Annotated in this window: 13 protein-coding genes and 1 tRNA gene; 9 read left to right on the forward strand and 5 right to left on the reverse strand. The window is 73.2% G+C overall.

The window, feature by feature from the left end; all coding sequences use genetic code 11:
* The first annotated feature begins 215 nt into the window (after nucleotides 1–215).
* Nucleotides 216–1,106 (forward strand): LysR family transcriptional regulator, encoded by an 891-nt coding sequence (locus ACTWP5_RS04755; protein ID WP_443219443.1) that lies wholly within the window; start codon nucleotides 216–218, stop codon nucleotides 1,104–1,106.
* 149 nt (nucleotides 1,107–1,255) lie between these two features.
* Complete coding sequence (locus tag ACTWP5_RS04760) at nucleotides 1,256–2,356, forward strand: tartrate dehydrogenase (RefSeq protein WP_443219679.1); 1,101 nt, start codon at nucleotides 1,256–1,258, stop codon at nucleotides 2,354–2,356.
* Nucleotides 2,357–2,371: 15 nt separating this feature from the next.
* Here the strand turns inward: ACTWP5_RS04760 and ACTWP5_RS04765 are convergent, their stop codons facing one another.
* Nucleotides 2,372–2,701 carry a hypothetical protein gene (locus tag ACTWP5_RS04765; protein ID WP_443219444.1) on the reverse strand — a complete coding sequence of 110 codons (330 nt, stop codon included), beginning with the start codon at nucleotides 2,699–2,701 and terminating at the stop codon, nucleotides 2,372–2,374.
* A gap of 447 nt (nucleotides 2,702–3,148) precedes the next feature.
* On the opposite strand from ACTWP5_RS04765, the gene ACTWP5_RS04770 reads away from it, so the two are divergent.
* From ACTWP5_RS04770 to ACTWP5_RS04785, 4 genes are all read left to right on the forward strand, one after another.
* Nucleotides 3,149–3,490, forward strand: coding sequence for a PadR family transcriptional regulator (locus tag ACTWP5_RS04770; protein WP_443219445.1), 342 nt, complete (start codon nucleotides 3,149–3,151; stop codon nucleotides 3,488–3,490).
* Nucleotides 3,487–4,365, forward strand: coding sequence for a hypothetical protein (locus ACTWP5_RS04775; RefSeq protein ID WP_443219446.1), 879 nt, complete (start codon nucleotides 3,487–3,489; stop codon nucleotides 4,363–4,365). The genes ACTWP5_RS04770 and ACTWP5_RS04775 overlap by 4 nt, the downstream gene beginning before the upstream one ends.
* Nucleotides 4,366–4,580: 215 nt before the next feature.
* The gene (locus ACTWP5_RS04780; protein ID WP_443219447.1) at nucleotides 4,581–5,420 is read left to right on the forward strand and encodes a DUF4184 family protein; all 840 of its coding nucleotides are present in this window, start codon (nucleotides 4,581–4,583) and stop codon (nucleotides 5,418–5,420) included.
* A gap of 811 nt (nucleotides 5,421–6,231) precedes the next feature.
* A complete protein-coding gene (locus tag ACTWP5_RS04785; RefSeq protein WP_443219448.1) occupies nucleotides 6,232–7,032 on the forward strand; it encodes an aminotransferase class IV in 801 nt (266 codons plus the stop codon).
* Between the two features lie 48 nt (nucleotides 7,033–7,080).
* Here the strand turns inward: ACTWP5_RS04785 and ACTWP5_RS04790 are convergent, their stop codons facing one another.
* The 4 genes from ACTWP5_RS04790 to ACTWP5_RS04805 all read right to left on the reverse strand — a co-directional run bounded on the left by ACTWP5_RS04790 (nucleotide 7,081) and on the right by ACTWP5_RS04805 (nucleotide 9,390).
* Nucleotides 7,081–7,959, reverse strand: a complete 879-nt coding sequence (locus ACTWP5_RS04790; protein ID WP_443219449.1) for a hypothetical protein — start codon at nucleotides 7,957–7,959, stop codon at nucleotides 7,081–7,083.
* A gap of 135 nt (nucleotides 7,960–8,094) precedes the next feature.
* Entirely contained in the window at nucleotides 8,095–8,682 is a 588-nt protein-coding gene (locus ACTWP5_RS04795) for a hypothetical protein (RefSeq protein ID WP_443219450.1), read from the reverse strand.
* Nucleotides 8,683–8,794: 112 nt separating this feature from the next.
* Nucleotides 8,795–8,868 (reverse strand) — tRNA-Thr (locus ACTWP5_RS04800).
* A gap of 159 nt (nucleotides 8,869–9,027) precedes the next feature.
* Nucleotides 9,028–9,390, reverse strand: a complete 363-nt coding sequence (locus ACTWP5_RS04805) for a MazG-like family protein (RefSeq protein WP_443219451.1) — start codon at nucleotides 9,388–9,390, stop codon at nucleotides 9,028–9,030.
* 255 nt (nucleotides 9,391–9,645) lie between these two features.
* Between ACTWP5_RS04805 and ACTWP5_RS04810 the strand changes: the two genes are divergently transcribed.
* The 3 genes from ACTWP5_RS04810 to ACTWP5_RS04820 all read left to right on the forward strand — a co-directional run bounded on the left by ACTWP5_RS04810 (nucleotide 9,646) and on the right by ACTWP5_RS04820 (nucleotide 12,372).
* Nucleotides 9,646–10,776: an ABC transporter ATP-binding protein gene (locus ACTWP5_RS04810; RefSeq protein ID WP_443219452.1), complete on the forward strand. Its 1,131-nt coding sequence runs from the start codon at nucleotides 9,646–9,648 to the stop codon at nucleotides 10,774–10,776.
* A gap of 341 nt (nucleotides 10,777–11,117) precedes the next feature.
* The gene (locus ACTWP5_RS04815; RefSeq protein ID WP_443219453.1) at nucleotides 11,118–11,519 is read left to right on the forward strand and encodes a hypothetical protein; all 402 of its coding nucleotides are present in this window, start codon (nucleotides 11,118–11,120) and stop codon (nucleotides 11,517–11,519) included.
* A 106-nt stretch (nucleotides 11,520–11,625) separates the two neighbouring features.
* The gene (locus ACTWP5_RS04820) at nucleotides 11,626–12,372 is read left to right on the forward strand and encodes a nucleotidyltransferase family protein (RefSeq protein WP_443219454.1); all 747 of its coding nucleotides are present in this window, start codon (nucleotides 11,626–11,628) and stop codon (nucleotides 12,370–12,372) included.
* Nucleotides 12,373–12,486 lie beyond the last annotated feature (114 nt).

Below are 12,486 nucleotides of genomic sequence, written 5' to 3' on the forward strand. Positions count from 1 at the left end.
ACCATTCACGTGATCCGTTAAGCTAGCACGCAGGCTTTACGAATAGAAGAAGTTCCGTGCAGGCGAATCCGAACCGGGGCAGGAGGGGCGGAGAGCCGGGAAACGGACAGGAGTCCCCGCGCGGACCGGCGGATCATCGGATTCAACCGAGCAGCCCAGCGGCCGAGCAGCCCAGCGGCGACGCGGCGGACCCGAGGGAGAGGAACGGACACGGCGTGGACGCCCGGCAGTTGGAGTACTTCGTGGCCGTCGTCGAGCACGGCGGCTTCAGCCGGGCCGCCGCCGCCCTGCACGTCGCGCAGCCCTCGCTCTCCCAGGCCATCGCCGGCCTGGAGACCGACCTCGGCGTCCCCCTCTTCCACCGGGTCGGACGCGGCGTCGAACTCAGCGCGGCCGGACGGGAGCTGCTCGCCCCCGCCCGCCGCGCGCTGCGCGACATGGCGGCCGTCCGGGACGCCGCCGCCGCGCTCAACGGACTGCGGCGCGGCACCGTCGAGGTCGCCACCATGCCCTCGCCCGGCATCGAACCCCTGACGACGCTGATCCGCCGCTTCGCCGACCGCCACCCGGGGCCCACGGTCACCGCCCACGCCGCCTTCACGGCGGAGGAGGTGCTGCGCCTGGTCCGCACCGGCGCCTGCGAACTGGGCCTGCTCGGCACCGCCGGGCCGCCCGCCGCGCCGGGCCTGGACGTCGTCGCCCTCGGCGAGCAGGCGTTCGTCGTCGTCGCCGACGCGGAGACCGGCCCCGGCGGCGTCCGCGACGGGCGGCCCGTCACGCCCGCCGAACTGGCGCGGCTGCGCCTGGTGGTCTCCCGCCCCGGCAGCATGATGCGCGGCCTGGTCGACGAGATCACCGACGGCGCGGCGGAGATCGCCGCCGTCGTCGACCACCGCACCACGATCCTGCCGCTGGTGCTGGCCGGGGTCGGCGCGGCCGTGCTGCCCGAGGCGTGGGCGGGGCTCGCCCACCGCTGCGGCGCCGCCGTCGCGCCCGTCGACCACCCCGCCCGGCTACGGATCGCGCTGGTCAGCCGCCGCGACCACGTGACCCCGGCCGCCCGCGCCTTCCGCCACCTCGCCCGCGAGCTCGCGGACGGCCCCTGACCCGCCGCCCGCTCCCCCGCTCCCCCGCGCTGCCGCTCCGCCGCTCCGCCGCTCCGCCGCACCCATCGGCAGGGCCTATGACCCGCATCGGCAACGCGTCTTGGACGCGACGCCCGCCAGCCGCTTCACTGGCAGACGTGGACACTCCCATGCCCGACCCCGGCAACGACCCCGCGACCGCCCCCCGGACCTTCCGCATCGCCGCGATCCCCGCCGACGGCGTCGGCGCCGAGGTGGTCGCCGCCGGCCGCGCCGTGCTCGACGCCCTCGCCGGGGACTCGGGCGGCGCGTTCACCTTCGCCTGGGAGGAGTTCCCCTGGGGCTGCGGGTACTACCGCGAGACCGGCACGATGATGGACGAGGACGGCCTGGAGCGCCTGAAGGACTTCGACGCGATCTACTTCGGCGCCGTCGGCTGGCCCGACGTCCCCGACCACGTCAGCCTCTGGGGCCTGCGGCTGCGGATCTGCCAGAGCTTCGACCAGTGGGCCAACATCCGCCCCGTGCAGTTCCTGCCCGGCGTCCGCAGCCCGCTGCGCTCGGCCGACGAGCACGAGCTGGACTGGGTCGTCGTCCGCGAGAACAGCGAGGGCGAGTACGCCGGCCTCGGCGGCAGGAACCTCTCCGCCCGGGGCCACGGCGGCGAGGTCGCCGTCCAGTCGGCGCTCTTCACCGAGGTCGGCTGCGAACGGATCATGCGGTACTCCTTCGACCTCGCCCGCACCCGGGACCGCCGCAAGGTCACCAGCGTCACCAAGAGCAACGCCCAGCAGTACGGCATGGTGCTGTGGGACGACGTCTTCCGTCGGGTGGCCGCCGACTACCCGGACGTGGAGACCGAGAGCGTCCTGGTCGACGCGATGGCCGCGAAGTTCGTGCTGAACCCGCAGGACCTCTCCGTCGTCGTGGCCTCCAACCTCAACGCCGACATCCTCTCCGACCTCGGCAGCGCCCTCGCCGGCAGCCTGGGCCTGGCCGCCAGCGCCAACCTCAACCCGGAGCGCCGCTTCCCCAGCATGTTCGAGCCGGTCCACGGCTCCGCGCCCGACATCGCGGGCCAGGGCCTGGCGAACCCCATCGGCGCGGTCGGCAGCGCCGCCCTGATGCTGGACCACCTCGGCCTGCCGGCGGAGGCCACGCGCCTGCGCGAGGCCGTCGCCGCCACCACCGCGGCCGGCGTCCTCACCCGCGACCTCGGCGGCACCGCCACCACGGCGGACGTCACCACCGCCCTGATCGACGCCCTCTGACCGCCCCTACGCCTCTTACTCTTTCGCTGCCGCGCCCGCCAAGGCGACGTCCAACTCGACGACGACCTCCTCGCCCTCCCAACGGCCTCGCTCCGAGAAGGCGACACCGATCAACCCCAGATCCCCGGCCATGTCCCGCAGCCGCCACTGCTCCAGGGTCTCCTCGCCAGGCACCTCACCGACGTCCTCCCGCTCCCACGCCGCCACGGCGGCCTCGGCCACGGCCCTGGGCAGCCGCACGGCGACCCGCCCCGTCCGCGCGACGACGTGCGCCCCGATCGCCGCCAGCACCCTCGCGTCGTCCACGTACAGCGCGTAGTGATCCACGTCCGTCTGCTCCGCCACGAAACGAGGGTATGCGCCGTCGCCGGGCCGCTCCCGGCCGAAAGCGGACCCGCTCGTGTGCCCCCGGGGGACGTCAAGGCCCTCGACGGCGGCCTCCCCGGCCGGAGGTGGCTCTTCGGAGGGCTTGAGGATGAACTTGTCGCGGTCCGCCCGCCACTCCCACCCCGACCCGTCAACGGGCCGCAGACGCGCCCCGGTCCACAGCACCCGCTCGCGCCCGTCCCGTTCGGGATTCGACCGCCGCCGACGCCGTTTCAGCTCGCTTTGTACTCCGTGGCGGCCACGGTGATGAGCGCCGTGTGCACCGGCCCCGCCTGGCCGTCACGGCGACGGCGGCGCCCTGCCCGCGCGGCGCGCCGGACGCGCGAGGACGGCGGCCGACAACGGGGCACCGCGGCGCCCCAGCCAGCCTTGCCGATAGGTCGTCGGGCGACATATGTTTGACCGATGAGCGAGCGCGTCCTGCAGGAGCCGACCCTTCTGGTGCTGACGGCCCTGGCGGATGAGCCGCGGCATGGTTACGCCATCGCTCAGGAGGTGAAGTCGCTCTCCGGCAACCGGGTGGTCCTGCGCACCGGCACCCTCTACGGCGCCCTCGACCGGCTGCAGAAGGACGGGCTGATCGAGGTGCACCGCGAGGAGGTCGTCGACGGCCGAGCCCGCAAGGTCTACGCCCTCGCGCCGTCGGGGCGGGAGAGGCTGGCGGTCGAGGCGGATCGGATGGCGGCCACCGCCCGTGAAGCCCGCCGGCGGCTGAGGGCCTCCGGAGGGGCGGTCGCGCCGGCGTGATCGGGCTGGTTCTGCGCCTGTATCCGCGGCGGTACCGGCTGGAGTGCGGTGAGGAGATCCTTGCCGTCTATCAGCAGGCCACCGCGGACGCCTCCCCCGCGGACAGGTGGCGGGAGGCCGCGGACATCGCCGCTCACGGGGTGCGGACCAGGCTGGGCGTGAGCTCCGTGACGGCCGCCGGACGCTTCCTGGCGAGCGCGGCGCCGTTCGCGGTCGGCGCGGCGGCGGCGGACAGCGGTACGCACCTGAGCCGCTGGTACGCCGTCGAGGTCTCCACGCCGGGCCCGGCTCACTTCTTCGCCGACGCGTGGTCCGTGCTGCTCCTCGCTTCGGCGCTTGTCGTCGTCGGGGCGGTCACGGCGCTGACGGGACGGTGGCGGGTGGGCGTGGTCGCGGTCGCCGTCGGACTCGTGGCACTGGCTGTCGCGGCTGTCGTCAGCGGGCCCGCGTTCGGCGACCCGCTCGTCACCCCAGCCATGGCGCTGCTCACCACTCTGGTCGTCCTGGCGTGTCCGCCCGATCTGTTGCCGGGGCCCGGGGTGTGCGTCGCGGCTGGCGCGATGGCCGCAGCGGCGTGGCTGCCGGTAGCAGCTCTCCAGGCGGACGCGCTGCCGGTCAGCACCGACTACGGCATGTGGCCCCTGCTTGTGCTGGCGGCCACCGGCCTCGTGCTGGCCTGGCGGTCAACGTCACCGGGGCTCACCGAGACGGCCGCGATGGCCGCGGCCTGCCCGCCGTTCGTGGCCTACGCCTACAGGGGAGGCTGGGGCGAACTGCTCACCGTTGTGGGGATCGCCACCGCTGTGCCGCTGGCCGGCGTGCTGGCCGTCGGCGTGCACGCGCTTCGCCTTCGCGGCGGGTCCAACCAGCGCTGAAGCGCGCCCCTTCACCAGCCGCCTCCCCAACGCGTGGGCGGCTCCGCGTCGCGGACCGCCCAGATAGTCAGTCAGGCGTCATATAACATCGGAAGAGTTATTCAACTTGCCGACCTGTAGCCGTGCGCCGTCCCTGTCCGATGTCCGCCGTTCGATGTCCGACCGCGCCCGACACTCGTCCCACGAGGGCCGCGCCGACACGGAAGAGATCGTCCATGCCGTTCACGCTCTCCCACCCCGCAGCCGTCCTGCCGCTGCTGCGCCCTCCGTTCTCGCCGGCCGCCCTGGTCTGCGGAGCCATGGCTCCGGACGCGCCGTACTTCCTCGGAGCCGCGGGCATACCCGTGAACGCCCAGTCCTGGTACGAGCCGTTCCTCAACGCCACCGCCTCCCACAGCCTGTCCGGCCTGACCGTGGGCGTGCCGTACGCGCTGGCCCTCCTGACGCTGTACTGGCTGGTGCGCCGCCCGGCCGCCGACCTACTGCCCGCTCGGCCGGCTCGACCCGCCAGGCCGGTCGAGCCGGCCGAGCGCGGCGGCGACGTCCTACGCCGGGCAGGCTGGGTACTGCTGTCGGTCGTGATCGGCATCCTCACCCACCTGGCGTGGGACTCCTTCACGCACGCCGACGGCTACGTGGTCACTCACCTGAGCGTCATGCGGTCCCACGTCACGGGGGATCTCACGGTGGCGCGGGTGGTCCAACACCTCAGCACGATCGGAGGGCTGCTCGCCATCGTGGCGCACCTGTGGCGCCGCCTCGGGCCCGCACCCACCGGCGTCACCGTCCGGGCCGGGCTTCCGGTAGCGGCCCGCTGGGGCGTCATGGCAACGCTCGCCGTTGCCGCCGTCGCCGGTGCCGTGGTCAACACGCAGAGCATGGAGGAGTATCGAGGCGGAGCTGGCCCAGGCGATCCGACACCCGTCAAAGAGGTGGTGGAGGGAGTTCTCTCGGACACGGCGACGGGCGGTGGCGCCGCGCTGGCCTGCGCGCTCACCCTTTACGCCTGCGCCTGGTGGGCGCACAGGGCGGTTCGGCCCCCTGTGCCGCGCTAGGTGAGTACCCGCACACCGTAGGACCCGCCGCGGCTGTCGAGGAGCCGAACCCACACCGCCTTCTCGCCGACCTCCTTCGCGCCACCGCGCTCACGGCACCCACCGAGCCCCAGCCCCCGGAGGCGCGCCACCGAACCGGGCGCGCGCACCGTGGTCCGGTGAGGGTCTCACCGCGTCCGCGTTGTCCCGCCCCCGCGCGACGCCGGCCACCCACCAGCGCCGACACCGTGTGAGAGCACACCGCACCAGGACACCCGGAATCCCGGGAGCCCAGGAAGCCAGGAAGCCAGGAAGCCCGGAAGGCCCGGGACGCCAGAAGGCTCGGGACGCCCGGAGGCCCCGCGCCGGTCGTTGCGCGTGATGAGCTCACCCCATGACGAGCCGTGTGCTCTGCCCCGCTGGGTTGCGCCGCGCCGCCCGAGCAGGACGTCGACCGTGCGACCCGCGCGGCCCAGCGGCAGGGCTGGGACGTCTGCCTGGGGAAATCACCCCCGACCTGGGTGGCGGGCGTCGCGGTCGAGGCGGTCGGAAAGAAGCTGCCTCTCGTCGTGATGCCGTGCGTCAACACCGACTACGGAGCCCACCCCCAGTTCGCCCGGTCCCTGACCCTCCTCCACGAGGCGGACGTCCGGGTGCTCCACGGCGAGGGCGGCTTCGTCCCCAACGCCCCGGGCCAGGGTCGCCCCGAGCGTTCCCCTGGGAGCTGGTGCTGGAAGCGGCCCAGCAGATGGCATGAACCTGGCGCCCCTGACCCGTCCGACGGCCACACCCGACGCCACCTCCCGACGGCCCCGTCCGGGAGACTGCGGTCATGGCACTCGCACTCCTCGACGGCGCCCCGGCCGGCTCCGGTGACCTGCGCGCCCTCGCCCTGACGAACTACGGCCACTTCACCACGATGCGGGTCGACGACGGCAGGGTCCGGGGCCTGTCCCTCCATCTGGAGCGGCTGGTCAGGGACTGCCGGACCGTGTTCGGCGCCGAGTTGGCGCCCGACCGCGTCCGGAACCTGCTCGCCCGGGCCGCCCGCGAGGTGACGGGCTCGTTCGTCGCGCGCGTGACCGTCTTCGACCCGGCGATCGACGTCGGCGACCCCGCCGCCACCGCCACGCCGCACGTCCTGGTCACCACCCGGCCCGCCGGCGGCGCCGGCTCCGCCGACGAGCCTCCCCTGCGGGTGCGGACCTGCGCCTTCCGCCGCGAGCTGCCCGCCGTCAAGCACGTCGGACTGTTCGGCGCGCTGCACCTGCGCCGGTCCGCGCGGCTCGACGGCTACGACGACGCGCTGTTCACCGACCCCACGGGCCTCGTCTCGGAAGGCTGCACGTGGAACGTCGGCTTCGTCCACGGCGACGACGAGGCCGTCGTGACGTGGCCGCGAGCGGACGCACTCCCCGGCGTCACCATGGCGCTGCTCCAGCGGCTCCATCCGTACACCGTCACGCCGGTCACGCGGGAACTGCACGGCGTGCGGGCCGCGTTCGCGACGAACGCGGCGATCGGCGTGCGCCCGATCAGCGCCATCGACGACCGACGGCTGACCACCGACCACCCGCTCCTCGCCGCGCTGCGCGCGGCCTACGCGTCCCTCCCCGGCGAACCGCTGGAGTGACCCGACGACGGCGACCGCGACCGCGCCGCTGGGAGGCCGGACGCGGGGTCAGGCCCGGAGGTCGCCCCCGCGGAGGTCGGCCACGTCCAGGACCTGGTCGGCCGGTGGCTCCTCGAACTCGACCGGCTCGTTGAACTGGCTCAGCTCGTACTCGATCTCCCTGCCGTTCTCCCGGCTGTGGACATACACCGGGTAGGGCTCGCCTTCGGTGGCCACGAGCATCGTCACCTCGGCGCCACGGCTGTCGGAACCGGTGACGGTGATGACCGGGACGCCGTTGTACTCGGTCTCGGGGCCGAGTTCCGTCACCGCCTCCGGGTCGTCGGGGCCAGCGTCCAAAGTGGCTTCCGCCCACATCGCCGTCAGGGAGCACTCCCCGGCCATCTCCGACATCTCCGGATCGCCCGAACGGCCGTAGAGATAGCGACCGTCGACCAGGCTGAGGAAGCCCGGGTCAACGCCCTCCGGATCCGACTGCCAGAACTCGGTGTCCGGCTTCATCCAGACCTCCTCACCCTCGCGTACGAAGAACTCGACCGAGCCCTCACCCGGCGCGGTCGCGGTTCCCATGCAGGTGCCCCGCCGGTCGACCTGTATGTACCCCGTCTCGACCGCCTCGGGGTCCCCCAGCAACGTCATGCGCAGCGAGGAGACGGACTGGAACGCCTTCATGGCAAGGGTCGCGACCTCCTCGGGAGGTCGGCTCGCGAGCGGCTCGGCGGACGTCTCCTCGCCCTCTTCGGCGGCTGCCTCCCCGCCCTCCCTGGTGGCGCCGCTCCTCTCGGTGGTGCCGTCCGTGCTCTCCCGACCGCCCTCGCCTCGCGAGGGAGGGCCCTGGTCGCTCTCCCCACCGCCGCAAGCAGTGAGCGCCAGCAGAGCGACGGCCGCCACCACGCCCGCCCGTAGACGACGGGCCCGCGTTGTCACGATGTGTCCCCTCAGATCGCCTCATCCTCCGGGAAGATCATCGCACGCGTTCACGAGCCCTCCACGTCAGGACAGAAAACCGTCACGAGTCACGACCAGCCTGCCCCCTGCCCCCCACACCGCCCGGGCGCGCGATCAGCCGGTGGCCTCACCCCTGGCCCCGTTGAAGGAGAAGTCGACGATCTCCCCCGTCGCGAGGTCCATCGACGCGTTCCAGAAGCAGGAGCCGCCGTCCTGTACGACCACCCACTCCTCGGTCCAGTCCGGCGCGGAGAGCTCCGGTTCGTCGGGCTCTTCCACGAAGTCCTCGCAGAGCGCCCCCACCAGCAGCCAGTGGCGCCCCTCGCCGCCCACCTCGCTCATCTCGGTGTACTGGCGGACGTACCCCTCGTCCAGCCCGATCGCCTCCGCCTCCGAGCCCTCCGGCCCGTGCGGGTACTCCTCCGTGGGCGGTAGCGCCTCCTCGAAGCGTTCCACGTCCGCCTCGTCCGGGACGCCGGACTCCGCGTCCACCGACGTGCCGTCCGGCAGCGTCACCGAGGAGTGGTACGACTCCAGCAGCACGCCCCGCCAGCCGTCGCCCTCGACCACCGTGCCGGACCCGTCGCCGCCCCCGGTCCCCAACGCGTATCCCGTGAGCGCGGCGCCCGTCACCACGGCCAACGCCACCACGCCACCGATCGGCCGCCGGCCCCATCGGCGCGTCCCGTCACCTGTACTCATGGCGCTTCGACGTCGGGGCTCTCGGGCCGGTTCCGCCAGGCCCCCGGCACCGCGCCCGGCGCCGACGCGCCTCGACGCGACGCTCCACCACCGGTCACCACCGGTGTACGAGAGCCGCCTGTCGGACTCGAACCGACGACCTGCTGTTTACAAGACAGCTGCTCTGGCCAACTGAGCTAAGGCGGCCTGACCGACGGCCGACCGGCCGCAAAGGTGACTCAAGAGTACACGGGCACCCGTGGCGGCCGGCTGGCAGTAAGCGCGTTCGCCTCCCGTTACCGCTGGTCACGTTCGGCGCCCACCTGGCGGACCGTCAGATCCCCTCGCTCACTCGACGGACCCCACTCAACGAGTCCCACCCAGCGGATCGCGCTCGGCCTGCTCGCCCCCGACCAGATCCCGGGCCACGATCCCCGCCACGTGCGCCTCGAACCTCGCCCGCGCCTCCGGCGTGAGGCGGATCAGCGCGACCATCGCCGTGATGATCACGTCGCAGACCTCGGCCTGGACGTCCTCCCAGGTGTGGGAGTGCCCCTTGCGGGGGTTCTGGCCACTCACGCCGATCACGGCCTCGGCGACCTCGCCCGCCTCCTCGGTGATCTTCAGAAGCTGGAGGAGGCGGCGCTGCTCCACCGGCACGGCGGCGGCGTCGGCGTGGCGCTCCAGGCGTTCGGCGAGGCGTTCGACGGCCTCCCAGGTGTCGTGCACGTGTCGTGATCCTTCGGATGCGGTCGGGGACGGCCCGGGGTGTCCGGGGCGGGCCACGGAGACGGGTCCGGGGCTGGACGCGCCCCGGGTCGGCGGACGAGCGGGCCGGGACGCCGGCATGGCGTTCGGCACAGCCTCGTGACAAACGCTATCCCCACGAGTTAGGTTCGCCCTCGGCCCCCTCAGAAGGGTCCAGACCACCTTCCTACTCGGATCGTCCGGCACGTTCCTGCCGGTAGAAGGAGAAAACGAAACATGGCTACGGTCACCTACGACAAGGCGACCCGGGTCTACCCCGGCTCCGAGGTCCCCGCCGTCGACCAGCTGGAGATCGAGATCGCCGACGGCGAGTTCCTCGTCCTCGTCGGCCCCTCCGGCTGTGGCAAGTCCACCTCCCTCCGGATGCTCGCCGGCCTGGAGGACGTGAACGGCGGCGCCATCCGCATCGGTGACCGTGACGTCACCCACCTGCCTCCGAAGGACCGGGACATCGCGATGGTGTTCCAGAACTACGCGCTGTACCCGCACATGACCGTCGCGCAGAACATGGGCTTCGCGCTCAAGATCGCCGGCGTGAACAAGGTGGACATCCGCAAGAAGGTCGAGGAGGCCGCCAAGATCCTCGACCTCACGGAGTACCTCGACCGGAAGCCGAAGGCGCTCTCCGGTGGTCAGCGCCAGCGTGTCGCGATGGGCCGCGCCATCGTCCGTGAGCCCCAGGTGTTCCTCATGGACGAGCCGCTGTCGAACCTCGACGCCAAGCTCCGCGTCCAGACCCGTACGCAGATCGCCGGCCTCCAGCGCCGCCTCGGCGTCACCACGGTCTACGTCACGCACGACCAGGTCGAGGCCATGACCATGGGCGACCGGGTGGCGGTGCTCGACAAGGGTCTGCTCCAGCAGATCGACACCCCGCGCGCCATGTACGACAAGCCGGCCAACCTCTTCGTCGCCGGCTTCATCGGCTCCCCCGCCATGAACCTGGTCGAGGTGCCGATCACCGACGGCGGCGTGAAGTTCGGCAACAGCGTGGTCGCCGTCGAGCGCGCGGCGCTGAGCGAGGCGCAGGCCAAGGGCGACACCTCCGTGGTCGTCGGCTGCCGTCCCGAGCACTTCGACCTGGTCAACGGCGAGAGCGCCGCCGGCCTGACCAAGACCGACAAGGACCAGACCGCGGGCCTCGCGGTCAGCGTCAACGTCGTCGAGGAGCTGGGCGCCGACGCGTACGTCTACGGCACGGCCGAGGTCGGCGGCGAGGTCAAGGACCTGGTCATCCGCGTCGGCGGCCGGGAGATCCCGGAGAAGGGCGCCACGCTGCACGTCGTGCCGCGGCCGGGCGAGACCCACGTCTTCTCCACCAGCACGGGCGCACGCCTGAGCGACTGACCGGCGCCCGAGCGAGCCCCGGCTCGCCACGGACTCACCGATCAGACGGATCACACGGACACACGGACACACCGGCCGAGGGCCGGCTCCCCGCACACCACCGGGTGGCGGAGGGCCGGCCCTCGGTCGTTCCCTCGTCGACGCCGTGCTCGCCACCGACGCCCGACGCCGGCCCGCGAACACCGCCACGTCACCCCCGACGTCAACCCGGACGTCAACCTCCCTGCGGAAAGCCGCGGCGACACGTCCCCCAATAGAGTGGCCAAATGTCACCAAATCACTACTCCTCGCTACGATCGTCTTCTCCCAACGCCCGTCTCATCACGCGAGGAAGACCTTCAGTGATCAAGGCCATCCGCCACCTCGGCAGAAGTCTCGCCATCGTCCTCCCGGTCGTCCTGGTGCTGTCCGGGACACTCGCCGTGGCCAACGTGCCGTGGGTCGGCGCCCCGGCCGACGCCCCGGTGCTGACCGCCGCCGCCGAACGCGCCGCGCTCTCGCCCCAGGCGGCACTCCAGGAGCAGCTGGTCACCACCCTCCGCCGCGAGGACCCGACGGCCGCGCTGACCGGCCTCCAGGAGGCCGTGACCCGCGACCCGTCCCTGGCGCCGCACTGCCAGGACATCGCGCGGGCCCTCGGCGAGGCCGCGGTCGAGAAGTACGGCAGCGCCGAGCGCGCCCAGAGCCACGCCCGCCCGGTCTGCGACACGGCCTACGCCTCGGGCGTCGCGCGCGCCAACTGACGCCCCGGTCAGCGGCGATGCCGCCGGGGCGGGCCGCCCGTCGGGGCCGCCCGGGGTGGCGCGGCCCGCGCCCCGCCCGCGCGGACCGGTCTCGTAGGCTGCGGTCATGAGCGCGAGCGAGCATCCGCCAGGCATCGGCTCCGGGGACGCCGGGCCCACGCAGGCGGTGGTCCTGGCCGGCGGCCAGGGCTCCCGGCTGCGGCCCTACACCGACGACCGGCCCAAGCCGATGGTCGAGATCCCCGGCACCGGCGTCCCGATCATCGGCCACCAGCTGGCGTGGCTGGCCGCGGAGGGCGTCACCGACGCCGTCATCTCCTGCGGGCACCTCGCGGAGGTGCTCCAGGTCTGGCTCGACGGCGCCGAGCTGCCGCTGAAGGTCACGACCGTCGTCGAGCGGGAGCCCCTGGGACGCGGCGGCGGCCTGCGGTACGCCGCCGCCGCCCTCCCCCGCCCCGACGAGCCGTGGTTCGCCACCAACGGGGACATCTGGACCCGCTTCTCGCTGCGCGAGATGGCCGCCTTCCACGCCGAGCGCGACGCGACGGCGACACTGGCGCTGGCCAGGCCCCGCATCCCGTGGGGCGCGGTGGAGACCGACCGGTTCGGGCACGTGCTCGACTTCATCGAGGCGCCGCCGTCCCCGTACCTCATCAACGCGGGCGTCTACGTCTTCGCCGCCGAGTTCACCGGGCTGCTGCCCGAGCGGGGCGACCACGAGCGCACCACGTTCCCCCGCCTCGCGAGGGAGCGCCGGCTGGCGGGCTTCCCGATCCCGCAGGGCGCGTACTGGCGGGCCATCGACACCGCCAAGGACCTGACCGAGGCCGCCCGCGAACTCGCGGGCGGCTGAGCGGGCGGGCGGCCGCGAGGGCCGGCCGAGGACGCGTGCACGGCACCGAGCACGGCACCGCGCACGGTACGCGCACGGCGGCGCCCGCACGGCGGTGTCCGCACGGTCGCGGCT

This window comes from Streptomyces sp. 4N509B (genome assembly GCF_052245655.1).
Classification (GTDB): Bacteria; Actinomycetota; Actinomycetes; order Streptomycetales; family Streptomycetaceae; genus Streptomyces.

What these genes read in the sequence shown, in the direction of transcription:
- ACTWP5_RS04810 (WP_443219452.1), top strand. Translation starts at nt 9,646, where the DNA reads ATGGCTACGGTCACCTACGACAAGGCGACCCGGGTCTACCCCGGCTCC.
- ACTWP5_RS04795 (WP_443219450.1), bottom strand. Translation starts at nt 8,682, where the DNA reads ATGAGTACAGGTGACGGGACGCGCCGATGGGGCCGGCGGCCGATCGGT.
- ACTWP5_RS04770 (WP_443219445.1), top strand. Translation starts at nt 3,149, where the DNA reads ATGAGCGAGCGCGTCCTGCAGGAGCCGACCCTTCTGGTGCTGACGGCC.
- ACTWP5_RS04785 (WP_443219448.1), top strand. Translation starts at nt 6,232, where the DNA reads ATGGCACTCGCACTCCTCGACGGCGCCCCGGCCGGCTCCGGTGACCTG.
- ACTWP5_RS04820 (WP_443219454.1), top strand. Translation starts at nt 11,626, where the DNA reads ATGAGCGCGAGCGAGCATCCGCCAGGCATCGGCTCCGGGGACGCCGGG.
- ACTWP5_RS04760 (WP_443219679.1), top strand. Translation starts at nt 1,256, where the DNA reads ATGCCCGACCCCGGCAACGACCCCGCGACCGCCCCCCGGACCTTCCGC.
- ACTWP5_RS04780 (WP_443219447.1), top strand. Translation starts at nt 4,581, where the DNA reads ATGCCGTTCACGCTCTCCCACCCCGCAGCCGTCCTGCCGCTGCTGCGC.